The sequence below is a fragment of the Streptomyces sp. AMJ-169 genome (assembly GCF_055597585.1).
In genome coordinates, this window is sequence record NZ_JBVLTJ010000003.1 from 562,778 (window position 1) to 587,672 (window position 24,895).

Annotated in this window: 22 protein-coding genes; 12 read left to right on the forward strand and 10 right to left on the reverse strand. The window is 72.4% G+C overall.

What is annotated here, in order from left to right; all coding sequences use genetic code 11:
* Nucleotides 1–76: 76 nt before the first annotated feature.
* Nucleotides 77–2,515, forward strand: a complete 2,439-nt coding sequence (locus ACYUD3_RS10640; RefSeq protein WP_470967193.1) for a carbohydrate binding domain-containing protein — start codon at nt 77–79, stop codon at nt 2,513–2,515.
* 42 nt (nt 2,516–2,557) lie between these two features.
* On the opposite strand, the gene ACYUD3_RS10645 is transcribed toward ACYUD3_RS10640, so the two are convergent.
* The 7 genes from ACYUD3_RS10645 to ACYUD3_RS10675 form a co-directional block, all read right to left on the reverse strand.
* The gene (locus tag ACYUD3_RS10645) at nt 2,558–3,913 is read right to left on the reverse strand and encodes an MFS transporter (protein ID WP_470967196.1); all 1,356 of its coding nucleotides are present in this window, start codon (nt 3,911–3,913) and stop codon (nt 2,558–2,560) included.
* 46 nt (nt 3,914–3,959) lie between these two features.
* Nucleotides 3,960–5,438, reverse strand: coding sequence for a mannitol dehydrogenase family protein (locus ACYUD3_RS10650; RefSeq protein WP_470967198.1), 1,479 nt, complete (start codon nt 5,436–5,438; stop codon nt 3,960–3,962).
* 2 nt (nt 5,439–5,440) lie between these two features.
* On the reverse strand, nt 5,441–6,667 hold the full coding sequence (gene manD / locus ACYUD3_RS10655) for a D-mannonate dehydratase ManD (protein WP_470967201.1): 1,227 nt from the start codon (nt 6,665–6,667) through the stop codon (nt 5,441–5,443).
* On the reverse strand, nt 6,664–7,620 hold the full coding sequence (locus ACYUD3_RS10660; RefSeq protein ID WP_470967202.1) for a 2-hydroxyacid dehydrogenase: 957 nt from the start codon (nt 7,618–7,620) through the stop codon (nt 6,664–6,666). Before ACYUD3_RS10660 ends, manD begins: the two co-directional genes overlap by 4 nt.
* Nucleotides 7,621–8,068: 448 nt before the next feature.
* The gene (locus ACYUD3_RS10665; RefSeq protein ID WP_470967205.1) at nt 8,069–9,055 is read right to left on the reverse strand and encodes a LacI family DNA-binding transcriptional regulator; all 987 of its coding nucleotides are present in this window, start codon (nt 9,053–9,055) and stop codon (nt 8,069–8,071) included.
* A 433-nt stretch (nt 9,056–9,488) separates the two neighbouring features.
* On the reverse strand, nt 9,489–10,106 hold the full coding sequence (locus tag ACYUD3_RS10670) for a tRNA-specific adenosine deaminase (protein ID WP_470967207.1): 618 nt from the start codon (nt 10,104–10,106) through the stop codon (nt 9,489–9,491).
* A gap of 328 nt (nt 10,107–10,434) precedes the next feature.
* Nucleotides 10,435–10,872: a molybdopterin-dependent oxidoreductase gene (locus ACYUD3_RS10675; protein WP_470967209.1), complete on the reverse strand. Its 438-nt coding sequence runs from the start codon at nt 10,870–10,872 to the stop codon at nt 10,435–10,437.
* A gap of 398 nt (nt 10,873–11,270) precedes the next feature.
* Here ACYUD3_RS10675 and ACYUD3_RS10680 point away from each other — a divergent pair, with 398 nt between their 5' ends.
* The 5 genes from ACYUD3_RS10680 (at nt 11,271) to ACYUD3_RS10700 (ending at nt 16,058) form a co-directional block, all read left to right on the forward strand.
* On the forward strand, nt 11,271–12,314 hold the full coding sequence (locus ACYUD3_RS10680; protein ID WP_470967212.1) for an aromatic ring-hydroxylating oxygenase subunit alpha: 1,044 nt from the start codon (nt 11,271–11,273) through the stop codon (nt 12,312–12,314).
* Between the two features lie 14 nt (nt 12,315–12,328).
* Entirely contained in the window at nt 12,329–13,285 is a 957-nt protein-coding gene (locus ACYUD3_RS10685; protein ID WP_470967214.1) for a PDR/VanB family oxidoreductase, read from the forward strand.
* 111 nt (nt 13,286–13,396) lie between these two features.
* Entirely contained in the window at nt 13,397–14,353 is a 957-nt protein-coding gene (locus ACYUD3_RS10690; protein ID WP_470967431.1) for a GlxA family transcriptional regulator, read from the forward strand.
* Between the two features lie 99 nt (nt 14,354–14,452).
* Complete coding sequence (gap, locus tag ACYUD3_RS10695; RefSeq protein WP_470967216.1) at nt 14,453–15,484, forward strand: type I glyceraldehyde-3-phosphate dehydrogenase; 1,032 nt, start codon at nt 14,453–14,455, stop codon at nt 15,482–15,484.
* 205 nt (nt 15,485–15,689) lie between these two features.
* A complete protein-coding gene (locus tag ACYUD3_RS10700; protein ID WP_470967218.1) occupies nt 15,690–16,058 on the forward strand; it encodes a peptidase inhibitor family I36 protein in 369 nt (122 codons plus the stop codon).
* 112 nt (nt 16,059–16,170) lie between these two features.
* Here the strand turns inward: ACYUD3_RS10700 and ACYUD3_RS10705 are convergent, their stop codons facing one another.
* A complete protein-coding gene (locus tag ACYUD3_RS10705) occupies nt 16,171–16,770 on the reverse strand; it encodes a hypothetical protein (RefSeq protein WP_470967221.1) in 600 nt (199 codons plus the stop codon).
* Between the two features lie 404 nt (nt 16,771–17,174).
* Here ACYUD3_RS10705 and ACYUD3_RS10710 point away from each other — a divergent pair, with 404 nt between their 5' ends.
* Nucleotides 17,175–17,351: a hypothetical protein gene (locus ACYUD3_RS10710; RefSeq protein ID WP_470967224.1), complete on the forward strand. Its 177-nt coding sequence runs from the start codon at nt 17,175–17,177 to the stop codon at nt 17,349–17,351.
* Nucleotides 17,352–17,579: 228 nt separating this feature from the next.
* Here the strand turns inward: ACYUD3_RS10710 and ACYUD3_RS10715 are convergent, their stop codons facing one another.
* Entirely contained in the window at nt 17,580–18,641 is a 1,062-nt protein-coding gene (locus ACYUD3_RS10715; RefSeq protein WP_470967226.1) for an amidohydrolase family protein, read from the reverse strand.
* A 233-nt stretch (nt 18,642–18,874) separates the two neighbouring features.
* A complete protein-coding gene (locus ACYUD3_RS10720; protein ID WP_470967229.1) occupies nt 18,875–19,792 on the reverse strand; it encodes an AfsR/SARP family transcriptional regulator in 918 nt (305 codons plus the stop codon).
* A gap of 252 nt (nt 19,793–20,044) precedes the next feature.
* Here ACYUD3_RS10720 and ACYUD3_RS10725 point away from each other — a divergent pair, with 252 nt between their 5' ends.
* From ACYUD3_RS10725 to ACYUD3_RS10745, 5 genes are read left to right on the forward strand one after another with little or no spacing between them, the layout of a single operon-like run.
* Complete coding sequence (locus ACYUD3_RS10725; RefSeq protein ID WP_470967231.1) at nt 20,045–21,010, forward strand: ABC transporter ATP-binding protein; 966 nt, start codon at nt 20,045–20,047, stop codon at nt 21,008–21,010.
* On the forward strand, nt 21,007–21,795 hold the full coding sequence (locus ACYUD3_RS10730) for an ABC transporter permease (RefSeq protein ID WP_470967234.1): 789 nt from the start codon (nt 21,007–21,009) through the stop codon (nt 21,793–21,795). Before ACYUD3_RS10725 ends, ACYUD3_RS10730 begins: the two co-directional genes overlap by 4 nt.
* Before the next feature lie 40 nt (nt 21,796–21,835).
* Nucleotides 21,836–22,825 carry a UDP-glucuronic acid decarboxylase family protein gene (locus ACYUD3_RS10735; protein WP_470967236.1) on the forward strand — a complete coding sequence of 330 codons (990 nt, stop codon included), beginning with the start codon at nt 21,836–21,838 and terminating at the stop codon, nt 22,823–22,825.
* Nucleotides 22,822–23,961: a UDP-galactopyranose mutase gene (locus ACYUD3_RS10740; RefSeq protein WP_470967239.1), complete on the forward strand. Its 1,140-nt coding sequence runs from the start codon at nt 22,822–22,824 to the stop codon at nt 23,959–23,961. The genes ACYUD3_RS10735 and ACYUD3_RS10740 overlap by 4 nt, the downstream gene beginning before the upstream one ends.
* A complete protein-coding gene (locus ACYUD3_RS10745; RefSeq protein ID WP_470967241.1) occupies nt 23,958–24,890 on the forward strand; it encodes an NAD-dependent epimerase/dehydratase family protein in 933 nt (310 codons plus the stop codon). The genes ACYUD3_RS10740 and ACYUD3_RS10745 overlap by 4 nt, the downstream gene beginning before the upstream one ends.
* Nucleotides 24,891–24,895: the final 5 nt, after the last annotated feature.

Below are 24,895 nucleotides of genomic sequence, written 5' to 3' on the forward strand. Positions count from 1 at the left end.
CTCGCCCCCGGTGCGGGAAGCCCCGCGCCGCGACCCGCGGCGCCGGGAATTCGATCACCCAGCAAGGAGCGTCGCGATGAAGCGTCGCAGAACCGTGTCCCGCGTTCTGGCCCTCCTCGCCATGTCGGCGGGAGCACTCCTGGTCCCGGCCCACGCCGCGCTCGCGGCGGGCACCACCTACTACGTCAACTGCTCGGCCGCCAGCAACGGAAGCGGCACCCAGTCCAGCCCCTGGAACGCGCTGAGCAGCGTCAACGGCACGACGTTCGGCGCCGGCGACAGCATCCTGTTCGCCGCCGGCACCACCTGCACCGGCCAGCTCACCCCGGCGGGCTCCGGCGCCTCGGGCAGCCCGGTCACGATGGGCGCGTACGGGTCCGGCGCGAAGCCCGTGATCAACGCGAACGGCGCCACCGGCCCCGTCATCCGCCTGCTGAACCAGCAGTACTGGGACATCGGCGGCCTGGAGCTGACCAACGCGGCCTCCGCGCCCGCCTACCGCTCGGGCGTCCTCGCCGAGAACAGCTCCGGCGGGATCCTGCACCACATCCGCGTGCACGACATGTACATCCACGACATCACCGGCTACGGCGGCGGCTGGTACGCCACCAACGCGGGCGTCGGCGTCCAGACCGACCACACCACGCCGGTCTCGACCTGGGACGACGTCGTCGTCGAGAACAACACCTTCGACCACGTCGACCGCATAGCCGTCGCCGTCACCCCCGACGGTGACGGCCAGGGCACCGGTCTGACCACCGGTACGGTCATCCGGAACAACACGATGACCTACGACGGCGCGGACGACATCCTCGTCGTCAAGAACGACGGCGCCCTCATCGACGGCAACAAGGCCGGCTACGGCGGCGCCAAGAACACCTGCCCGCCGTCGGGCCAGTACTGCAACGGCGCCTCGGCCGGCATCTGGATGTCCGGCAGCTCCAACACGGTGGTGCAGAACAACGAGGTGTACTGCCACGTCAACGGCGCCGACGGCACCGGCTACGACGTCGACTGGGGCAACCACAACACCACGTTCCAGTACAACTACAGCCACCAGAACCTCGGCGGCTTCATGCTGGTCATGCCGCCGTTCAGCATCGCCAACGAGCCGACCTCGACCGTGCCCAGCGACGGCACGGTGATCCGCTACAACGTCAGCGAGAACGACGGCTCCAACGCGGGCTGCCCGGCCGCCGGGACGCCGACACACGGCACCGGTGTCTTCCACTTCGTCGGCGGCGTCCCCAACCAGAGCGGCAGTACGGCCGCCGTCCCGCTGATCTACAACAACAGCCTGTACGTCAACAAGAGCGGCCTGAACACCCCGATCCTGTACTCCCGCGCGGGCTCCAGCATCTCCGGGTCGCTGTCCTTCCAGAACAACGCGGTCTTCAACTACGGCACCGGCGGCTACTTCTCCACCACCGGCGCCTCCACCTACTCCAACAACCTCTTCTACGGCAGCCACCCCGCCTCCGAGCCCGCCGACGCGGCGAAGGTCACGACCGACCCCGAGTTCCGCAACCCGGGTACCGGGGTGAACTCCTACCAGGTCCACCCGTCCTCCCCGGTGATCCGGGCGGGCGCCGTCATCGCCTCCAACGGCGGCAAGGACGCCTTCGGCAACGCCGTCTCCGCCACCGCCGCGCCCAACATCGGCGCGTACAACGGCACCGGCGGCAACCTCCTCGCGAACGCCGGTTTCGAGTCGGGCGCGCTGAGTCCCTGGACCCAGGCCAGCGGCAGCGCCGCGTCGGTCACCGCGGCGAACGCCCGTACCGGCGGCAACGCGCTGACCACGGCGGCGAGCGGCAGCGGCGTCAACCAGACCCTGACCGGGCTGAGCGCCAACACGACGTATCTGCTGACCGGCTGGGCCAAGGTCGCCACCGCCGGCGAGACCCTCGCGGTCGGTGTGAAGGACTTCGGCGGCACGGAGACGTACACCAACGTCGCCACCACGTCCTACCGCCAGGCGGCCGTCGTCTTCACCACCGGTTCCGCCAGCACGTCGGCCACCGTCTACTGCTGGAAGAACGCGGGCGGCAGCGGCGCCGGCTACTGCGACGACCTCGCGGTCGAGCCCCTGTCCTCCGCCGCCAACGCGGTCACCAACCCCGGCTTCGAGACGGGCGCGCTGACCCCGTGGACGCAGAGCACGGGGACGGCGTCGAGCGTGGTGTCGTCCAACGCGCGCACGGGGACGTACGCGCTCCAGACCGCGCCCGCCGGGAGCGGTGCGATCCAGACGGTCACCGGGCTCGCCTCCTCCGGCACCTACCTCGTGGCCGGCTGGGCGAAGGTCGCCACCTCGGGTGAGGAAGTGGCGGTCGGCGTCAGGGACTTCGGGGGTACGGAGACGTACCTGCGGACCTCCGCGACCGGCTACGCCCAGCAGCCGCTGTTCTTCACCACGGGTGCCACGGCCACCTCGGCGGGCGTCTACTGCTACAAGAACACCGGCTCGGCGGCCGGGTACTGCGACGACTACACGCTGGTCAGACTCCCCTGACCGGCAGGCGCGGCGGGCCGGGGAACGGCCCGCCGCGCCGCGTCACCGGGCGGTCGCGTCGGCCGGACCGGTCAGATCGCGGTCCCGCGTCTCCGGCGCCAGCAGCGACGCCGCCAGGCTGACGACCGCCATCAGCCCCATGTAGACGGCGACCGGAATCCAGGAACCGGAGTACGCCGTGAGCAGCGAGGCGCAGATCAGCGGGGCGACGCCGCCGCCGAGCACGGAGGAGAACTCGCGGCCCAGCGTGACCCCGGCGTACCGGTAGCGGCTGCCGAACAGCTCGGGGAAGTAGCTCATCTGGACCCCGACCGCGCCCTGCGCCGCCAGCACGAACCCGACGATCATCGTGACGGTGATCGCGGCCGTCGACCCCGTGTTGAGCGCCACGAACGACGGCCCCGGCAGCAGGACGAGCGCGGTCAGGATGGCCACGTACACCGGTTTGCGCCCGACCCGGTCCGACAGCGCCCCGAACCCGATGGCCGCGAGCCCCCCGCAGGCGGCGCCGACCATCAGCACCTTGGGCACGAGGGAGGCGTCGACGCCGACCGAGGAGACCAGGTAGGACGCCATGAACACCTGGTAGGTGTACGACTGGGAGCTGACGCCGACGTTCATGAACAGCACCAGCAGCGTGGGTTTGCGGCCGTGCCGGAACACCTCCTTGACCGGCGAGGCGGCCTTCTCCTCACGCCGTTCGAGGTCCGTGAAGACCGGGCTCTCGACGAGCTTGCGGCGGATCACGGCGGCGGCGACGGTGACCAGGAGGCTGCTGGCGAAGACGAGCCGCCAGCCCCAGCTCATCAGCTGCTCCTCGGTCAGCAGCTGGGCGAGCATCCAGGCGGCGGCGCCCATGACGGTGCCGAGCGCGGCGCCCGTCATGACCAGCGCCGCGAACCGTCCGCGCCGCCCGCTCGCCGCCGTCTCGGTGAGCAGCGTGGCCCCGCCGGACTGTTCCGCGCCGGCGCCGAAGCCCTGGAAGAAGCGGCAGACGACGAGCAGGGCCGGGGCGGTGACGCCGACCTGGGCATAGGTCGGCAGCAGTCCGATGGCGAAGGTGGAGACGCCCATCAGGAACAGGGTGGTGATCAGGACCCACTTGCGGCCGAGCCGGTCGCCGTAGCGGGAGAAGAACAGTCCGCCGAGGGGGCGGGCGGCGAAGCCCACGGCGTAGGCGGCGAAGCTGGCGAGCAGGGCGGCGGCCGGGGAGACGCCGGGGAAGAACAGGTCCCCGAAGACCAGCGCGGACGCGGTGCCGTAGATGACGAAGTCGTACTGTTCGAGGGCGGTGCCGACCAGGCCCGCCCAGGCCGCGCGGCGTACCGCGCGGGGGTCGGCGGGCGGGGCTTGCACCGGGGCGGTGCTGTTCTTCAGGGATTGCGCGGGAGTGTCCATCTGCCATGCCTCCTTGAATGGGATGGATGAGCCCTGCGGCCTTGTCTCAGGTGCCGGCCGCCTCCAGGGTCGCGGCGGCCACTCCGTGCCGGGTGAGGACGTCGGTGAACTCGGCGACCCGGGCGGCGAAGGCGGGGTAGGCGCGCAGCCCCTCGCCGAGGAGCCCGCCGTCGAGCACCGAGGTGACGAAGTCCCGTACGGACGTGGCCTGTCCGGCGCTCTCGCGCAGGGCGGGGCGGGCCGGGTCGGACATGGCGGCGGCGTGCGGTCCGGCGTCGCGGGTCATGCAGCACAGGTAGGCGGCGACCGTGAGCGCCAGATGGTGGGGCATCCGGCCTTGGGCGAGGTGGTGCAGCGCCGGGTCGGGCACCCGCTGGCGGAGTTTCCCGGACCCGTCCGAGCCGACCTGGCAAGTGCGGTGCCCGAGCGCGGAGTTGCCCCAGCGCTCGAAGAGCTGGGCGGTGTACGCGTCCGGGTCGATGTCCCGGGGGACGGTCAGGGTCGGCAGGTACTCGTCGTACAGCACTCTGCGGGCGGCGGCCTCGATGGCGGGGCGGGCGATCGCCTCGGGGACGGTGTCCTGTCCGTCGAGGGCGCCGAGGTAGGCGATGAGGGAGTGGGTGCCGTTCAGGAGCCGGAGTTTGAGGAGTTCGTAGGGTTCGACGTCGTCGGTGAACAGGGCCCCGGCGGCTTCCCAGGCGGGGCGTCCGGCGGCGAAGCGGTCCTGGAGGGCCCACATGGTGAAGGGTTCGGCGGGGACCACGGCGTCGTCGTACAGGCCGAGGCGATCTGCGACGAGGGTGCGGTAGGTGTCGGTGGTGGCGGGGACGATGCGGTCGACCATGGTGTCGGGGAAGGTCACCGACCGCTCCAGCCAGCCGGTCAGTTCGGCGCCCTCGGCGGGGGGCAGGGCGGCGGCGAACTCCCGTACCAGGCGGGCGGTGTGGGCGCCGTTGCCGGAGAGGTTGTCGCAGCTGAGCACGGTGACCGGGCCCGCGTCGCCGCGCATCCGGCGCTGGAGGCCCCGGGCCAGCCGGCCGACGACCGTGCGCGGCGGCCCCTGCCCGCGCAGATCCGCCGCCACGTCCTCACGGCCGAGGTCGAGCCGCCCGGTGCGCGGCGAGAAGGTGTAGCCGTGCTCGGTGACGGTGAGGGAGACGATCCGGGTGCCGGGCGCGGCGATGGCGTCGACGACGGCTTCCGGGTCCCGGCCGGCGACGAGCGCGCCGGTGTGCACGGCGGGGACGACGATCCGCGCGGCCCCGGGCCCGATCTCGACGACCGCGTACCGGAAGTCCTGGGCGCGCAGCGCGTCGGCGACCCGAGCCGAGTTGCTGGCGACACCGAGAATGCCCCAGGGCCCGTCGGCGTGCTCCAGGGCGGCGGCGGTGTAGACGGCCTGGTGGGCGCGGTGGAAGTTGCCGAGTCCGAGGTGGACGACGCCGGTCTCCAGGCCGGTGCGGCGGTGCAGCGCGAGGGCGGGGGTGCTGCGGGCGCCGAGGCGGGGCAGGGTGTGCGCCGTCACGGTCACCAGTCCGTCAGCGAGCCGTCGCGGCGCCGGGCCACGGGGAGGTACGCGGGTTCGTAGGGGAAGCGGGCCGCCAGTTCCTCGTCGACGTCGACGCCGAGGCCCGGGGTGTCGCCGGGGTGGAGGTGGCCGTCGGCGTAGGTCCAGTCGTGCCGGAAGACCTCGTGGACGAGGGGGTCGTAGCCCATGTACTCCTGGATGGCGAAGTTGGGGGTGGCGAGACCCACGTGCAGGGAGGCGGCGAGGGCCACCGGGGAGATGTCGGAGGGGCCGTGCGGGCCGAGCCTGACCTGCCAGACATCGGCGAGGGCGGCGATCTTCCGCAGGTGGCTGATGCCGCCGGCGTGCGTGACGCAGGCGCGGACGTAGTCGATGAGCTGCTCGGTGATCAGAGTCTGGAACTCCCAGACGGTGTTGAAGACTTCGCCGATCGCGAGCGGGGTCGTGGTGTGCCGCCGGACGTGCCGCAGCACTTCCTGGTTCTCGGCCGGGGTGACGTCCTCCAGCCAGAACAGCCCGACGTCTTCGAGCGCCTTCCCCAGCCGGGCCGCCTCGCCCGGGGTGAGCCGGTGGTGGGCGTCGTGCAGGAGGTGCAGCTCGGGTCCGGTGTGGTCGCGGACCGCCGCGAGGACGCCGGGGGCGTGGCGCAGATAGGCGGCGGTGTCCCAGGTCTCCTCGGCGGGGGCGGTGCCGCGCCCGGCGGGCTCGTAACCGGCGCCCTTCGAACTGACCCCGTACACGGTGTCGAGTCCCGGCACCCCGGTCTGGGCGCGGACCGCGAGGAAACCCTCCGCGCGGCGGGCGTCGACGGAGTCGAGGAGCTGGGGGGTGTCCCAGCCGGTGGCGTGCGTGTAGGCCAGGATCCGGTCGCGGACGGGCCCGCCGAGAAGCTGATGGACGGGCTGCCCGGTCGTCTTCCCCTTGATGTCCCACAGCGCGAGGTCGACCGCGCCGACGGCGGTCATCGTCACCGGCCCGCGCCGCCAGTAGGCGCCCCGGTAGAGGTACTGCCAGGTGTCCTCGATCCGCGCGGGATCGCGGCCGAGGAGCAGCGGGACGACGTGTTCGCGCAGGTAGGCGGCGACGGCGAGCTCCCGCCCGTTGAGCGTGGCGTCACCCCAGCCGGTCAGTCCCTGGGCGGTGCTGACCTTGAGGGTGACGAAGTTGCGCCCGGGGCTGGTGATGAGGACATCCACGGCGACGATGGAGTCGGGCTTGCCGCTCATCCGGCCACCGCCACGACGTTGCTGAGGTCTTCGCCTGCCGCCAGGCGCCGGATGTTGGCGGCGATGTCCGCCGCCCGCCGGGTGAAGGTCTGCCGGGCGAGCCCCGAAGAGTGCGGTGTCATCAGGGTGTTGGGCAGCTCGTGGAACAGATGCCGGCTGGGCCGGCCTTCTCGGTCGGCCCCCGGGTAGTCGTACCAGACGTCGAGGGCGGCGCCGCCGATCGCGCCGGAGCGGAGGGCGTCGTACAGCGCGTCCTCATCGACGACCGGCCCTCGGCCGACGTTCACCAATATCGCCGTGTCCTTCATGCGGGCCAGCTCCTTCGCGGCGATCAGTGAGGTGGTGCCGGGGGTGAGGGGGAGGGAGACGATGATGATGTCGGAGGTGTCGAGGAGGGCGGGGAGGTGGTCGGGGGTGGCGGTCCAGGTGAGGTGAGGGGCATCGGTGTGTCCGCGTCGGGTGACGGCGACGCCCTTCGCGCCGAGGGAGTGGAAGTGCTGCCAGGTCCGTGCGCCGATGTGGCCGAAACCGATGAAGCCGACGGTGGCCTCGGTCAGGAGGCCCGGGTAGGACGGCGGTTCCCAGTGCCCTCGCCGCAGCGCCGCGTCCTGGCGGAGGAAGCCGCGCCGGAGCAGGATCGCGGCGGCGACGGCGTACTCGGCGATCGCGTCCTCGTGGTGGAAGGTGTTGGCGACCAGCGTGCCCGGCGGGAGCGCGGCGACATCGATCCCGTCGACGCCCGCGCCGGCGGCGTGCACCAGTTTCAGGCGGGGGGCGGGGACGGGGCAGGTGCCGGAGACGAGGACATCGGCGCCGGCGAGGGCTTCGCGCACCGCGCCGGGGTCACCGGGGTCGGGCCAGCGGACGGCGGTGCCGGGCGGGAGGGCGGCTTCGAACTCTTCGCGGAGGTGGCGGAGATGGGGGTCGGAGACGACGACGGTGAGTGCGGGCATGTGTTCTCCGGGGCTGGTGGGGGGCCGGGGAGTTCTGGGGGTGTGCGCGGGGGCGCTGGGGGTGGGGGGGCGCGGGGGGCGGTGGGTTGCGGGCGGAGACGTTGCAGGCGGGGGCGGCGGAATCCGGGGCGCTGCGGGTGGAGGCCCCGGGGGCAGGGGGTGTGGGGTCCGGCGGGCTGTGGGCGGGGGCCGCAGGGGCCGGCGGGCTGTGCGCGGAGATGCCTAGGGCAGGGGCCGCGGGATCCGGAAGGCTGTAGGCGGGGGCCGCAGGGGCCGGCGGGCTGTGGGCGGGAGGCGCGGGATCCTGCGGGCTGCGGGCGGAGATGCCGGGGGCAGGGGGCGTGGGGTCCGGAAGGCTGCGCGCGGAGACGCCGAGAGCGAGGGCTGCGGAATCCGGAAGGCCGCGCGCCGAGACGCCGAGAGCGAGGGCCGGTGGGGCCCGGGAGTGTCACGTCTCCTCCCGGTTCGCCGCGCGCGCCAAGTTCGGCTGTGCCGTCGAGTCGCGGACGACGAGTTGGGTCGGCAGCCGTAGCGTGCGGGGCTCGTGGTCGTCCCCGGTGACCGCCCGTGCGAGCAGTTCCAGGCTCAGTGAACCGGCGCGGGCCATCGGTACGGCGATGGTGGTGAGGGCCGGGTGGGCGGTGGCGGCGAGCGGCATGTCGTCGATGCCGACGACGCTGAGGTCCTCGGGGACCCGTACGCCCAACTGCCGTGCGCCGGCGATGACTCCGAGGGCGACGAGGTCGTTGTGGGCGATGACGGCGGTGGCGCCGGAAGCGAGCACGCTCGCGGCGGCGGCGGTGCCGCCGGCCACCGTCTCGGACTGCCAGCCCAGCACCTCCAGCCGCAGCCCCGCCCGTTCGGCCTGCGCGCGGGCCGCGTCGACGCGGTGGCTGTTGGACCAGGAGTGCTGGGAGCCCTGGACGTAGGCGAGGTGGCGGTGGCCGAGGGCGGCGAGGTACTCGGCGGCTTGGCGCAGCCCGTCGTCCGCGTCGGCGAGGACGCAATCGGCCGTCGTGCTCTCCCTGTTGACCAGGACGACCGGGGTGTCCCCGCACAGCCCCAGGACGTCCTGCGCGTCGAGCCGGGGCGCGCAGACGACGAGCCCCGCCGACCGTGCGGCGAGATGCGCGATCACCTCCCGCTCGCGGGCGGGGTCGAAGTCGGTGTCCGCGAGGACGATCGTCTGCCGCCGATGCCACCCCTGCGCCTGGGCCGCCTTGACGAAGGCGCCGAAGACGGGGTTGGCGATGTCCGGAACGACCACGGCGACGGTGCCGGCCCCCGGGGTGACCTCGACAGCCCGCACCGGCGGCTCGTACCCCAGCTCGACAGCCGCTTGCCGCACCTTGCGCAAGGTCTCCGCCCCCAGCCGCTGCGGATCACTGAAGGCGCGAGAGGCGGTGGAAAGCGCGACATCCGCACGTTTCGCCACGTCGGTGAGGGTGGGGGCCACGTTGCCGGTCCATTTCTTTCGACGGTGACCGCCGGGAGCCGATCCTCAACCAGGGGGATCCCAAGCGGCGTCCGCCATCGTCGGCAACCTTGCACAACCTTGTCAATCCCCGTGCACGGCCCAGCAGTTCACCGGCTCAGGGAAGCAGCGGATCCGGCCGGACCAGCACCTCCGCCAACGGCACCCCGTCCCGCACGGCAACCACCCGCCGCACCCGCACATCGGCCCACGTCCGAGGCCGGTACTTGGGCTCTCCGCCAGCGCGGATCAGAGGGCGGGCGCAGTTCCTCCCGCCCGCCGCCCGCAGGCCGCTTGAAGCTGACCCGGCAGGAGACACACGCGTAGTGCGGCTTGTGGCAGACCATGCCGTAGAAACACACCGGGTCACCGTACCCAGGGAAGAACCCCCGGCTCACGCCCGCCCCTTGACCGCCCCCGTCCCCCGCGCGTTGTACACCACGACGTCCGTGCGCTCCCCGTACGCCCGCAGTACGTCGACCGCCTCCCCCCGCAGCACCCCGGAGACGACCTCGATGCCGCGGCGGCCGAACTGTTCGGCCCAGTCCTCGCGCATGGGGCCCTCGTCGAAGCCGGTCAGGTCCTCCACCTCGCGGCCGTGGCCCGCGATGAGGAGGCGGCGGACGCCGGACCACATGGCGGCGCCGTAACACATCACGCAGGTCTGCCAGTTGACGACGAGTTCGAGGGCGGGGCCGCCGGGTGCGCCCAAGTCCCAGCCGCCGTGGGCGGTTTGGGCCAGGGAGAGGGCCACCACCTCGGCGTGGGTGGAGGAGAGCCCGGACGCCAGCACCAAGTTGACGCCCGCCGAGCGGATACGGCCGGTGGCGGTCTCGACGACCAGCGCGGCGAACGGACCGCCGGTGCCCTCCTGATGGTTGCGGGCGGCGAGGCGGTTGACGACGCGGACGCGGTCCTCGTCGGTGGGCAAAACATCGGGCACGTCGGCGAGTTCGGACGTCACCCAGTCAGGGAGCTGGACACCGAAACGGGTGGGCAGGGCGGAAGGCATGGCGGTCCTCACGGGAGCGGGGAAGCGGTGGACGACGACGTATCGGCTGCCGCCCGAGGCCACGCGAAAAGCGGAACCCGCCGGAAAGCGGAAACCCTGTGCGCGGCGGCGGACTCAGCCGTCCCGTCGGCCGTGAGCGATCCGCCCGCTGCTCCACGCGCACTGCCGGGCCCCGCGCCGGAGGTCGGCGCAGCACACGGAACGAACACGCACGGCGACCCCCTCCGTCCTGAGCTGAAGTGGCTGCTCACGCTGCCATGGGGTGATGTCCGGAACATTTCGGCCCGGTTTCCCACCGGGATCACGCCGCACCCCCCACCGAGCCACCTCAGCCCCAGGCGACGTACCCCCCGTCCACCCGAATCGCGTCGATCCCGCTGATGTGCCGCGCCCCGCACCGATCCTGCGGCAGCACCAACTGCGACCCGGCCCGATCGAGCGGCACACCGTCGAGCGTGACCGCCAGCAGCACGGGCGCCCGCCCGAAATCGGGATCGATCTCCGCCCAGGACAGCAGCGCCTGATGCCCGTCCGCCCCGTGCACGGCGATCAGAAAGCGCAGCCGGTCCTTGCGGCGCACCGGATCGAAGCCGGGCCCCGCGTCCATGAGGACGTCATGCAGCAGCGGACCGGTGAAGACATGCCGCTGCACCCCGCTGGACGCACACTCGAAGGCGACCTCGGCGCGGTGCTGCGGCCAGCCGAGCAGATCGGCCACCGCCAGCCGGCCCGGCCGGTCCAGATCCCCGGTGAGGACGAGTCGCACGGACCACCACCTCCCGAACGACCGTACCCGAACGCCCCAGCCCCACAAACGCACCTGCGAGCCACCCACGGCAAAAACATCGGCGCGTACGACTCCCCCGCCGCGAACCCCCTCGCACCTGCGCCGAGCACCCCGCCCCCGAGGTCACCCACTCTTAACAGCCGCGGAACGGACCCGACACGACGTTCCGCCAACGTCACCCTGACCGCAGGAAACCGGACAGGAGAGGAGGCGGCGCCATGAAGTTCGTACGCGGACGTCTCGCCGATCTCCGCTGCCGTGTCCACCAGTCGGCGTGGACGCGCGGCCGGGTCGCTCACGGGGTGCGCGGGGCGTAAGGCCTCAGCCCCACTTTTGAGCCTCGCCCCGTCAGCTCCGGCCCCCTGCGAAGGACCCCCATGCCCACGCTCGCCCAAACCCCCGTCACCCTCCCCCGAGACTGCACCTTCGACCCCGCCGACTGGGCGATCCTCGCCCGCCAGTGGTACCCGGTCGCCCTCTCGACGGAGATCGCCGAAGCCCCCGTCCCCGTCCGCCTCCTCGACGAACCCCTGGTGGTCTACCGCGCCGCCGGCGAGATCGTCGTCGCCGGCGACATCTGCCCCCACCGCGGCGTCCCGCTCAGCAAGGGCTACGGCGCCGGCGACGGGAGCGGCATCCGCTGCGGCTACCACGGCCTGCGCTTCGGGGCGGGCGGGCGCTGCACGGACGTACCCGCGCACCCCGCCGCGAAGATCCCGAGCCGGCTCAACCTGCGCAGTTACCCGGCCGTCGAGCGCTACGGCCTGGTGTGGACGTGCCTGGACCCCGGCGCGGAACCGGTGCTCCCGGCCATGCCGCACTGGGACGACGCCGGCTTCCAGCAGATCAACTGCCCCTGGATCGACATCGCCGCCTTCGCCGGCCGGCAGGTCGAGGGCTTCCTCGACGTCGCCCACTTCGGCTTCGTCCACCTGGAGTCCTTCGGCGACCCGGACAACCTGGAGGTCCCGGACTACACGCCGGTCCGCCATGAGCACGGCCACTCCGTCGACTACTGGAGCACCGTCAGCAACTACCCGCGCGGCACGAAAGAGGCCCCGCCCGGCTTCCGCTGGCTGCGCCGCTTCGACGTGCACCTGCCGTTCACGGCCACGCTCGTCGTGCACTTCCCCGACGGCGGACTGCTCAGCATCATGAACGCCGCCTCCCCCGTCTCCGCCCGCCACACCCGCATGTTCGCGCCCATCGCCCGCAACTTCGACACCGACCAGCCAGTGCGGAACGTATACGACTTCAACCGCACGGTGTTCGAGGAGGACCGCGCGATCGTCGAGGTCCAGAAACCCGAGAACCTCCCCCTGGACCCCAAACTGGAGGTCCACATCCCCGCCGACCGCAGCTCCATCGCCTACCGCCGCGGCCTGCGCGACCTGGGCCTGAGCCACTTCTTCACGGCGTGAAGGGGCCCCTCCCGATGCAGACCGTCGTCCACGCCGTCACCCTGGCCTGCCCGTCCGGCACGAGCCGCATGTACGAACTCCGCCCGGCCGACCCGGCGGACCAGTTGCCGCCCTTCGAGGCGGGCGCCCACATCGACGTCCACCTGGGACCGTCCCTGATCCGCCCGTACTCCCTCCTCAACTCCCCCGCCGACAGCGGCCGTTACCTGATCTGCGTACGCCGCGACGACACCGGGCGCGGCGGCTCCACGGCCCTGCACCGCGATCTCACGACCGGCGATCAGGTACGGATCTCCGCCCCGCGCAACCTCTTCCCGCTGCTGCCCGCCCGGCGGTACGTCCTCGTCGCGGGCGGCATCGGCGTCACCCCGCTGCTGTCGATGGCGGAGCAACTCGCCGCGAACGGGGCCGAGTTCGTCCTGCACCACTACACGGCCGGTGAGGCGCCGCTGCTGGAGCGGATCGAGGGGTCCGCGTTCGCCGGTCAACTCCGGTCGCACCGAAGCGACTTGGGCGACAGCGTCCGCGCGGGGCTGCCCGCCGAGCTGCGCGAGCCCGATCCGGCGGCGCTGGTCTACGTGTGCGGTCCGGACGGTTTCATGCGGCACGTCACCGAGGCGGCGACGGCGGCGGGCTGGCGGCCGGACCAACTCCACCTGGAGCGCTTCACCCCGGCCGCCCCGGAGCCCGGCACATCCGCCGGCGGCGAGTTCCGGGTCCGGGTCGCCAGCACCGACGCGAGCTACCTCGTACCGGCGGAGAAGACCATCGCCGAAGTCCTCACCGAGGCCGGCGTGGAGGTCGAGCTCTCCTGCGAGCAGGGCATGTGCGGCGCCTGCCTGACCCCGGTCCTGTCCGGCGAGCCCGACCACCGGGACGAGGTCCAGACGGAGGCGGAGCGGGCGGCGAACACGCAGCTCACGATCTGCTGCTCGCGTTCGCGGAGCGCGGAGCTGGTGCTGGATCTCTGAGGGGGCGGGGGGGCAGGGGGCGCGAGGCGCGGCGGGCCGGGGCCACTGGGGGCGCGGCCGTACGTCGGCTCCGTGTCCCTCGTCCCCACGTACCCTCTCCCCGTGCCCCCCGTGCCCCCCTCCCGCCTGCACCGCGTCGCCGTCCTCGTCCTCGACGGCGCGAAACCGCTCGACGTCGGTATCCCCGCGCAGGTCTTCACGACCCGCGCGAGCATGCCGTACGAGGTGCGGGTCTGCGGGGCGGCGCCGGGGCTGGTGGCCGGCGGGGACGGGCTCGCCTATCACGTGGCGCACGGGCTGGACGCGCTGACGTGGGCCGACATCGTCTTCGTCCCGGGGTATCGCTTCCCCGACCGCGACGACCCGCCGCGCGCCGTCGTCGACGCGCTGACCGCCGCCCACGCGCAGGGCACCCGGCTCGCGGCGATCTCGACGGGGGCGTTCGCGCTCGCCGCGACCGGGCTGCTCGACGGGCGGCGGGCGACGACGCACTGGCACTACACGCGGGCGCTGGCGGCGAGGCATCCGCTGGTGCGGGTCGACGAGAACGTGCTGTTCGTCGACGAGGGCAGCCTGCTCACCTCGGCCGGCGCCGCCTCCGGGATCGACCTGTGCCTGCACATCCTGCGCGCCGACCGGGGTGTGGCCGCGTCCAACCACGCGGCCCGGCGGCTGGTCGCCGCCCCCTACCGCAGCGGCGGCCAGGCCCAGTACGTGCCGCGCAGCGTCCCCGAGCCGTTGGGCGAGCGGTTCGCGGCGACCCGGGAGTGGGCGCTGCGGCATCTGGGCGAGCCGCTCACCCTCGCGGTCCTCGCGCGGCAGGCCGAGGTCTCGGCGCGCACGTTCTCGCGGCGCTTCGTGGAGGAGACCGGGTGCACGCCGATGCAGTGGGTGATGCGGGCCCGTATCGACCTGGCCCGTGAGCTGCTGGAACGCTCGGAGCGCGGGGTCGAGCAGATCGCCGCCGACGTCGGTCTCGGCACCGGCGCGAATCTGCGCCTGCACTTCCAGCGGATCCTCGGCACGACGCCGAGCGAGTACCGGCGCACGTTCACCCGGGGCGAGTGATTCCGCGTGGCGGGATGCTTGTGAACCATGGCGATCCGGCCACTGTCAGCGGTGCGCGGCACGGGCGAGCCTGGTGGACGAAGGGAAGGGACACCACTCATGACTCGCATCGCCATCAATGGATTCGGCCGCATCGGACGCAATGTGCTGCGCGCGCTGCTGGAACGGGAGAGCGCTTCGGGAACCGACGGCGCCTTGGGCAGCGGCGCTTTGGAGATCGTCGCCGTCAACGACCTCACCGAGCCCGCCGCGCTCGCCCGCCTCCTCGCCTACGACAGCACGTCCGGCCGGCTGGGCCGCCCGGTGACCACCGACGGGGACACCCTCGTCGTCGACGGCCGCCGCATCAAGGTCCTGGCCGAGCGCGAGCCCGCGCAGCTGCCGTGGGCGGAGCTCGGCGTGGACGTCGTCCTGGAGGCCACGGGCCGCTTCACCTCGGCGAAGGCCGCCGGTGCGCACCTGGCCGCAGGCGCGCGGAAGGTCCTGGTCAGCGCCCCGTCGGACGGCGCGGACGTCACCCTCGCGTACGGCGTCAACACCGGCGCGTACGACCCCGCCGCGCACACGATCGTCTCGAACGCGTCCTGCACCACCAACGCGCTCGCCCCGCTGGCGCAGGTCCTCGACGAACTCGCCGGGATCGAGCACGGGTTCATGACCACGGTGCACGCCTACACCCAGGAGCAGAACCTCCAGGACGGCCCCCACCGCGACCCGCGCCGCGCCCGCGCCGCCGGCGTCAACATCGTCCCCACCACGACCGGCGCGGCCAAGGCGATCGGCCTGGTGCTGCCGAACCTGGACGGCAAGCTGTCGGGGGACTCGATCCGGGTGCCGGTGCCGGTGGGCTCGATCGTCGAACTCAACACCATGGTCACCCGCGAGGTGACCCGCGACGATGTCCTGACGGCCTACCGCACCGCCGCCCAGGGCCGCCTGTCCGGCATCCTCGAATACTCCGAGGACCCCCTGGTCTCCACCGACATCACCGGCAACCCGGCCTCCTCCATCTTCGACTCGGCCCTGACCCGCGTGGACGGCCGCCACATCAAGGTGGTCGCCTGGTACGACAACGAGTGGGGCTTCTCGAACCGCGTGATCGACACCCTCGAACTCCTCGCGGCGGGCTGACCGAAACTTCCGCGCCCCAGACGGCCACCGCCCGATCCGGCGGTGGCCGTCTGCGCGGCGGGGGCGGCCCAGCCGTCGGCTCACGCCCTAGCTCTGTCAGCCCCGCGCACCCCCATTACCCGAAGGAGTGATCGGCAGGCGATGCCGCTCCCCCCTAGCATCGAACCGTTCGCGCTCGATCGACTCCAAGGAGTGATGGATTCCGTTGAAAGCATGGGCAATCACACGAGCGACGGCAGCCGCCGCCGTTCTGCTCGCACTGGCCGCCTTCCCCTCGACAGCAGCAGGCGCCCGGTCGTTCGGCGACTGTCCGGACAACCGGTTCTGCGCGTGGGCTTCGTACGACGGGAGCGGGGCCCGCGTCGGCTTCACCAATGGTGCGGACGACCTCAGCCGCGTCGGTCTGAACGCCGGGGCCCGGTCGGTCTACAACCGGACCGGTGCGACGTGGTGCATCTACAGCGAGACCGAGTACCGGGGCCGCAAACAGACCGTCTCCCCGGGTGTCCACTTCAACCCCGAGTTCGTCGTCCGCTCCCTCTACCGCCCCGACGGCCTCCGCTGCCGCACCTGACCGAACAACTCCCATAGAAACAAGGGCCGTCGGCACTCCCGGCGGCCCTTGCCGAGGTGGCACTCGACACTCAGGGCCGAGTGGACAGCGGCGGCGTCCGTACAGGGGCGGCTCAGCCGGACCGGCGTTGCGGAAGCGGGGCTCGTCTCAACCGTCCGGGCGGGACGGCCCGATGCCCTTGAGGCCTCCGCTCGGGGCCACGCCCGTCAGAGGCGATCGCCGAGTCGGTGCGCCGGAGCACACGCTTGCTGCGCCCGTTGACGACCACGATTTCTTCCTCGACGTGCCCCAGCCGGATCAGACGAGCGACGGTCTCCGGATGAAGGAGGCCCATCAGATGGAGGGCCTTCCCGGACGAGCGGTCGTTGCAGATGGAGGAGACCGCGGTGACCTTGTCCTTGAAGGCCTTGTGCAGTGTCTGCTTCTGGACCCGACAGGAGTCGGCGGCCTTCTGCCACGTTCCCCCGCTCGCCAGCAACTCGGCGATGAGCAAGGCTTTCTCCGCCTCGACGGACCGCTCTATGGCCCTCAGACGACACAGCGCGTCGAGGAGTTCCTCGGCCCCGCCCGGCCGGGGCTGTTCGGCCAACTCCCGCAGCCGTGTCATGGCTTCACGCAGTGCGCGGGTCGGCAGCGGGAGCGTGAGGCCGTCACCGTACGATTCGGGACTGTCGTCGAAATATGACGGCCCGAGCCATCCCCGTTCTGTCATCCGTCGAAAATAGCTGACAGCTTCTGCGCGGCATCAGGCCCGGAATCAGCCACTCACGCCTTGCCTGAATAAATGCGCGCGACGCCCGCCGCACGGCTCTCATCAGCGCTATTACTGGTTGATGGATCAGAAAGCCATGAATCCGAACCAGCCAGATTCCCGCCGGAGGCTTGTCAAATCACGTTTTCGCACTCTCGGCGGGCGAACTCGTAGGTTCAGCGCCCCCGTTACCCTTGGGGGAAGGGAGACTGGCCGCCACCGCACATGCGAACGGCCCCCGATGGCGCGGGAGCCGTCTCCACCTTCGTCCGATCGAGGAAGGTCTGCTTGAAAGAAACCATAAGGCGCTCTCGGGGCATCGGGCAAGACGGAATCGCGCGGACGTCGGCAACGAGGGGGCGTCGATGACGGTACCGGCCGGTGCGTGGGCAAGGGCATTTCTGATGTTTCCCGTGACACTCCTGATCGCCGCGCTCAGCCTGGTCTGGCTGATCGCGGTGGCCGTCCCTCCGGCTCGCCAGTACGCACTGGAAGTCGGTAAACAGGCGGCCGGTATGGTGCGGGCCCTGACTCGCCAGTAGCCGGTGCCCCGAAGCCGAGTGCGCGGCCGGTACGTCCACCGGCCGCGCATCGTGCGGTGCCGACTCGCGATCGCCCGCCGAGGTCGCCCAAGTCCTGTGTGCGAAAGGCGCGTTGGCCTGGGCCCAGCATCTCGACGGCTGCCGGTCGGCGAAGCTCGCCCGGCGGGCGTACGCGGGTCCATGGCAGCCTCCGCCGGCCGACTTGTGCCGCCGGTCCCCCCACGGCGCTCACCCCCGCCGCCGCACCACCCTCCCCCGCAGCACCACCACCTCCGGCCGCCCCAGCACCCCCAGATCCGTCCGTGGGTCACAGCCGTACACCACCGCGTCCGCCGGTGCCCCCGCCACCAGCCCCGGCAGGCCCAGCCACTCGCGGGCGGTCCAGGACGCGGCGGCGAGGGCGTCGTGGGGGCCGAGGCCGGCCTCGGTCACCAGGGCCCGCACCTCGTGCGCGACCCCGCCGTGCGGGCGGACGTCGGTGCCGGCGAGGACGGTCACGCCCGCCTCGACCGCCTGGCGGACCAGCTTGGGGTGGGCCTCGGAGCCGCGCAGGTACCAGTCGCGGGGGGCGCCTTGGGGGGCGTGGTCGCGGATGTCCTGGGTCGGCTTGGTGATCATCGCGAGGGTGGGGGTGAGGGCCGTGCCCTGGGCGGCCATCCGGTCCAGGAGGCCCGCGTCGAGGCACATGCCGTGCTCGATGGAGTCGACCCCGGCGAGGACGGCCGCCTCGCCGCCGGACTCGTGCGTGGAGTGGACGGCGACCCGGCCGCCGACGGCGTGCACGGCGTCGACGACGCCGGTCAGGACGTCGAGGGGGATGGCGTCGCCGTCGTGGACCCAGTCGACGACGAGCTTGACCCAGCCGGTCCGCAGCGCCTGCGCGGCGGCGGCGCGGGCCATCTCGGCGTGGTCCAGCGGCAGGCCCCAGCCCGCGAAATACTGCCCGGCTTGCGTGATCCAGCGCCCGGCGTGCCAGGCGCGGGGCTGGTCGGGGGCGGTGCCGAACCAGTCGGGCGGGTCGGCGGGCAGACCGGGTACGCGGACGGCGGTGACACCGGCGTCGACATGGCGGGCCAGGTCCTCGCGCAGGAGGTCGTCGTCCAGCGGGGTGCCGTATCCCTCGGCGAGGCCCGGGTGGGTGTGGGCGTCGACGAGACCGGGCAACAGCCAGCCCTCGGCGACGAGTTCGGCGCCGGGGACGGGGTCGGTGGTCCAGCGGTCGCCGTCGGCGTAGAGGTCGACGTACTCGCCGTCGGGGAGGGCTCTGCCGCGGACGCGCAGCACGGTCATGGTGGGGCTCCGGTTTCGAAGTGGGGCTGGTTCAGGGGGAGTTCGGGGTTTTCCGGTCGGCGCGGCGGACGCTCGACGGAGGCTCGGCGAAGGCTCGATCCGGCTCGGCGAAGGCTCAGCAGCCTCCGGCCCGGCGAAGGCCCGGCCGGCCTCCGGCCCGGCGAAGGCTAAGCGCCCTCGGCAGACACCCGGCAGCTTCCGGCGACTTCCGGCGGCATCCGCCGGCATCCGCCTCAAGCGACATGCCCCACCCCCGCATGCACCCGAATCGTCCCCCGCGGAGTCTCCGCCAGCGCCGCCAGCCCCTCGTCAACTACCGCCGCCGCCACCCGAGTCCGCCCCCCATGGATCGTCCGGTCCGGCATGAGCAGCGCGGTCACCACCCCCAGCCGCTCCCGTACCGCCTCCGCCGCCGCCCGCGCCCGCTCCAGCGCCGGCTCGGCCGCGAGGTCGTCGGGGAACGCGGCCACCCGCAGCGACCCGAACTCCGTGCAGACCAGGCCGTGTCGCCGGTCGATCTGGTCCCGTATCTCCCGCGCCAGCCGCATCTCGCGCCCGAACGCGGCCCCCGCGTCGGCGGCCCCGCGCCGCTGCTCGGTGTTCAGCAGCAGCACCGCCCCCGCCCCGGCGGCGAGTTGGCGTACGACCCTCCCGCGCAGGTCTTCCAGGGCGCGCCGTTCGGGCCAGCGGGCGGAGGGGCCGGGCGCCGGGGTGAGCGCCGGCCAGAGGGCGAGCGCCGAACGCAGGGTGCGCAGCGCCTCGTTCTCCGCGCCGCTCTCCAACTGGGCGAGTCCCGCGCGGGCTTGGCGGGCGAAGGCGAGGGCGTCGACCTCGTCGGGGTCGACGCGCAGGACGTAGCCGGAGCCGTGGGTGAGCAGGACGGCCTGAGGGAGGCGCCGGGTGCCGCTCGCGGCGTACCACTCCTGGGCGGCGATCCAGGAGCGCAGTTCGGAGACGACGTTCTGGACCATCTTGCGGGCGGTGCGCGGCGGGGGGCCGTCCCAGAGGGCGGCGAGGAGGTCGTCGACGGCCACGACGGTGTTCGCGCGCAGGGCGAGGCAGTGCAGCAGCGCCCGGTGCTTGGGGCCGCCGAGGGGGAGCGCCGTGCCGGCCACGGTGAGGTCGACGCTCTCCAGTACACGCACGAGCATGGGTGGGGGTCCTCTCGCGGTTTTCGTTATTGCGCAACTGAACGCCAGCTGTTCCGCGAATTCCAGCGGCTCCCGGCAGAACTAAGGGTTTTCGCAGCTCGGAGGGTGTCCGGTTACCTGCGGATGAGCGGGCGATGGCGGCGCTCCCTGGCCGGACCCCGGCCCCGGCGAGGAGCCTGCACACAGGCTGCGGGGGGCTTTCGAAGGGAAGTGTGATGCGGGTTCTGACTGCCGTCGTCGACGGGCTGTGCCGTGCCGTCCACTGAACACGCCGTCCGCACACGGGACTTGGTCAAGCGGTATCCGAAGCGCGACCGCGCCGCCGTGGACGGGCTGACGTTCTCCGTCGCGGCCGGCGAGATCTTCGGGCTGCTCGGCCCCAACGGCGCGGGCAAGACGACGACGATCGGCGTGCTGACGACCCGGGTGGTGCCCACCCGCGGCGAGGTGTCGGTGGGCGGGGTGGACCTGCTGCGCGACGGCGCCGAGGCCCGCCGCCGGCTGGCCGTCGTCAGCCAGCACAACAATCTCGACCGGGGCCTGACGATCCGTCAGAACCTGTTGATGCACGGCCTTTACCACGGTCTCTCCCGCTCCGAGCGGCGCCGCAGGGCCGACGGGCTGCTGGCCGAGATGGGCCTGGCCGACCGGGCCGGCGCCAAGGTCGGCCAGCTCTCCGGCGGCCAGCAGCAGCGCGTGAAGATCGCCCGCGCGCTGATGCACGAGCCGTCCGTGCTCTTCGTCGACGAGCCCTCCACCGGCCTCGACCCGCAGTCCCGGCTGTTCGTGTACGACAAGCTGTCCGCGCTGCACGCCAAGGGCGTCACCGTGGTCATCACCACGCACGACATGGAGGAGGCCGCCCGGCTGTGCGACCGGGTCGGCATCATGGACCACGGCAAGCTGATCGCCCTGGACACCCCGAAGGCGCTCACCGCGTCCCTGCCCGGCGGCACGGCCGTGGACCTCGTGGTCGACGGCGACGCACGGGAGTTGACGGCGGCGCTGGCCCGCGAACCGGGCGTCTCCTCCGTCGAGTCGGCCGATCCCGCCGCCCCGGGCCGCCTGCGGCTGCACACCACCGCCGACCCCACCCCCCTCCTCGCGCGCGTCCTGCGCGTCATCGGCGAGCACGGCTGCGAGGTGCGCGACGTCGGCGTGCGCCGCCCGAGCCTGGAGGACGTCTTCATCCGCCTGACCGGCAGGGGACTGCGATGAGCGCGGCACAATCCGTCACCCGTGCCTGGCACGGCTTCCGTACGACCCTCTGGCGCGACCTGTTCATCATGGTCCGCGAACTGCCGCGCGTGCTGGCCCAGACGATCGTGCAGCCCTTCTTCATGCTGCTGGTCCTCGGCAGGGTCCTCACCGAGATCGGCTACGTCCGCGAGGACTACGCGGCCGTCCTGCTGCCCGGCATCATCGCCCTGACCGCGTTCCTCGGGGCGCTCCAGAACACGGCGCTCGGCCTGGTCTTCGACTTCGACCTGACCCGGGAGCTGGAGGACCGGCTGCTGATCCCGGCCCCGCTGTATGTCGTCGCACTCGCGAAGATGGCGTTCGGGGCGCTGCGCGGGGTGCTGTCGGCGGTGGTGATCCTGCCGGTCGGGTTCCTGCTCCTCGACACGGTGTGGTCGGGGCGTGAACTCGCCCTGGCGGCGCCGCTGATCGTGCTCGGCTCGGTGGCCGGGGCGGCGGCCGGGCTGCTGCTCGGCACAAGTGTGGAGTCCCGCAACATCGCCGTCTGGTTCGCGATAGCGGTGACGCCGCTGACGTTCACGGGTGCGACGCAGTACCCGTGGCCGCTGCTGGAGCACACGCTGTGGTTCCAGGTGCTGTGCGCCCTCAATCCCCTCACCTACCTCAGCGAGGCGCTGCGGGCCGTGACCGCGCCCGGGGTCCCGCACATCGCGCTCGGCGTCGACGTCGGCGTCCTGGCGGCCTCCGTCCTGTGCTTCGGGGCGCTGGCCGTACGGGGCTTCCACCGGCGCGCGCTGGACTGAGCCAGACATTCGACCTCCGCAGCATCCAAAGGAGTTGGCCATGAGCGACGTTGCTCCACCGCCGGGCGCCGCGCCCGGGCCCCGGCGGGTCGTGGTGACCGGCGGCGCCGGTTTCCTCGGCTCCCACCTGTGCCGCGCCCTCGTCGCGGACGGCAGCGAGGTGATCTGCGTCGACAACCTGTGCACCGGCCGCCTCGCGAACCTCGCCGACCTGGCGGACCACCCCCGGTTCAGCTTCGTCGAGGCGGACATCACCGAGCCGCTGACGGTCGACGGACCGCTGACCGCCGTGGCGCACCTGGCCTGCGCCGCCTCCCCCGTCGACTACTTCAACCTCCCCGTCGCCACCCTGCGCGCCGGCGGCCACGGCACCTACCACCTCCTCGAACTCGCCCGCGCCAAGGGCGCCCGCTTCCTGCTGGCGTCGACCTCCGAGGTGTACGGCGACCCCCTGGTCCATCCGCAGACCGAGGAGTACTGGGGCAACGTCAACCCGGTGGGCCCGCGCGCGGTGTACGACGAGTCGAAGCGGTTCTCCGAGGCCATGACGGTCGCCTTCCGCAAGGAGTTCGGCGTCGACACCGGCATCGCCCGCATCTTCAACTCCTACGGCCCCGCGATGCGCGCCGACGACGGCCGTGTCGTCCCCACCTTCATCTCCCGCGCTCTGCAAGGCGATCCGCTGCCGGTGATGAGCGACGGCCGCCAGACCCGCTCGCTGTGCTACGTGGACGACACCGTCGCCGGCCTCCTGGCCCTGCTGGCCGGCGCCGAGCCCGGCCCGGTCAACATCGGCAACCCGAACGAGATCACCGTCCTTCGACTCGCCGAGCTGATCCTGGAGATCACCGGCAGCCGCTCCCCGCTGGAGCACGTCGAGCCGCACCCGGACGACCCCCGGCGCCGCAAGCCGGACATCACCCGCGCCCGGACCCGGCTCGGCTGGGAACCCCAAGTCGCCCTGGACGACGGCCTGAAGCGGACCGTCGCATGGTTCACGAACACTCTCACCGGAGGCACCCGCCGATGACCACCCCCAGCATCGCGATCATCGGCGGCGGCTGGAGCGGCTGCACCGCCGCCCGCCTCCTGCACGACCAGGGCTACAAGGTCCATCTCTACGAACGCGACCAGCAGTTGGGCGGCCACTCCCGCTCCGAGGTGCTCGGCGGAGTCGTCTTCGAGCCCAACGGGCCGCACATCTTCCATACTTCGAACACGGCCGTCGCCGACTTCGTCCGACTGCACGGCATGCGGCGGGCGTTCCAGCACAAGGTGCTGACCGAGATCTTCCTCGACGGCGAGGACGAGCCGCGCTACCTGTCCTGGCCGCCGCAGGTCGACGAGATGCGTGAACTCCCGCTGTGGGGACGGATCGAGAAGGAGCTGGCGGACCTCCCCGAGACCCCGTCGACCGCCGACTTCCAGGCGTACTCGGAGTCCCTCATGGGCCCGACGCTGTACGACCTGTTCGTACGCGAGTACACCGTCAAGCAGTGGGGCCGTGAACCCGCCGAGCTGTCCGCCGACTTCGCGCCCAAGCGGCTCGACCTGCGCACCGACGGCAACCGGCGGCTTTTCAAGGACACGTGGGAGTTCTACCCGGAGCGCGGCTTCCAGGAGATCATCGAGCGGATCGCCGAGCCGGTCCCGGTGACGGTCGGCGCGACCCTCGACCACACCGACCTGGAGGAACTGGCGCGCGAGCACCAGGCGGTCGTCGTCACGGCGGCCCTGGACGACTTCGCGGGCAGGCCGGACACCCTGGAGTGGCGCGGCATCCGTACCGTCTCCCGCTACCTCCCCGTCGACGACCCGGCGGCCACCCTCACCCCCGGCTACCAGGTCAACCGCCCCTCGCTGCGCCGCCCTTACACCCGCACCATCGAGTCCAAGCACGCCACCGGGCAGCGGATCAAGGCGACCGTGGTGAGCGAGGAGTACCCGGGGGCGCCGTACCGGCACTACCCCGTGCCGACGGTCGGTTCGCGCAACGAGAAGCTCAACGTCCGGCTCCAGCAGGAGATCCGGGAGAACGCGCCGCTGCCCGTCTTCTACTGCGGGCGGCTCGCCAACTACCTGTACATCAACCAGGACGAGGCGATCGCGCAGGCCATGGCGTGCGCCGAAGAGGTCCACGGGCACTTCGCGCGGGGGGCGGCGTGAACGTCCTCGTCACCGGCGGCGCCGGTTTCATCGGCTCGCACCTCGTCGACGCCCTGCTGCGCGCCGGGCACGCGGTGAGCGTCCTGGACGACCTGTCGACGGGCAGCCGCGAAAACCTGGCCACGGCACGGGAGTTGGGCCTCAAGGACGGCGATCTGCACGTCCTGGACATCGCCTCCCCCGAGGCCGCCGAGGCCGTCGGGCGGATCCGTCCGGAGGCGGTGCTGCACCTCGCCGCGCAGCCGTCCGTCGGGGTGTCGATGCGCGACCCCCGCCTGGACGCGCACAGCAATATCGCCGGTCTCCTCAACATCCTTGCCGCCGCCCGGGACGCGGGCACCCTCAAGGTGGTGTTCGCCTCCAGCGGCGGCACGATCTACGGCGAACCCGCCCCCGCGGACCTGCCGTTGACGGAGTCGGCCCCGCAGTCCCCGCGCTCCTTCTACGGCCTCTCCAAGAAGGCGGGCGGCGACTACGTCCGTCTCTTCGCGGAGCAACACGGCCTGGAGCACGCCTGCTTGGCGCTCGGCAACGTCTACGGTCCGCGCCAGAACCCCGAGGGCGAGGCCGGCGTCATCGCCATCTTCGCCCGGCGGCTCCTGGACGGCCGGCCGTGCCTGGTCTTCGGCGACGGGCACAACACGCGGGACTACGTGTACGTCGCCGACATCGCCGACGCGTTCGTGCGCGCCCTCGGCCGGGGCGGCGGGCTCATCAACGTCGGTACGGGCGTGGAGACTTCGGTGCTCGGCATCCACGCGGCGCTCGCCAAGGCGGTCGGCTCGGACGCGGCGCCCGTCCATGAGGCGGCGCTGCCCGGGGAGGTGCGGCGGATCTTCCTGTCGGTGGAGCGGGCGGAGCGGGAGCTGGGGTGGCGGCCCCGGGTGTCGCTGGAGGACGGGATTCCCAAGGTGATCGAGGCGCTGTAGCGCCA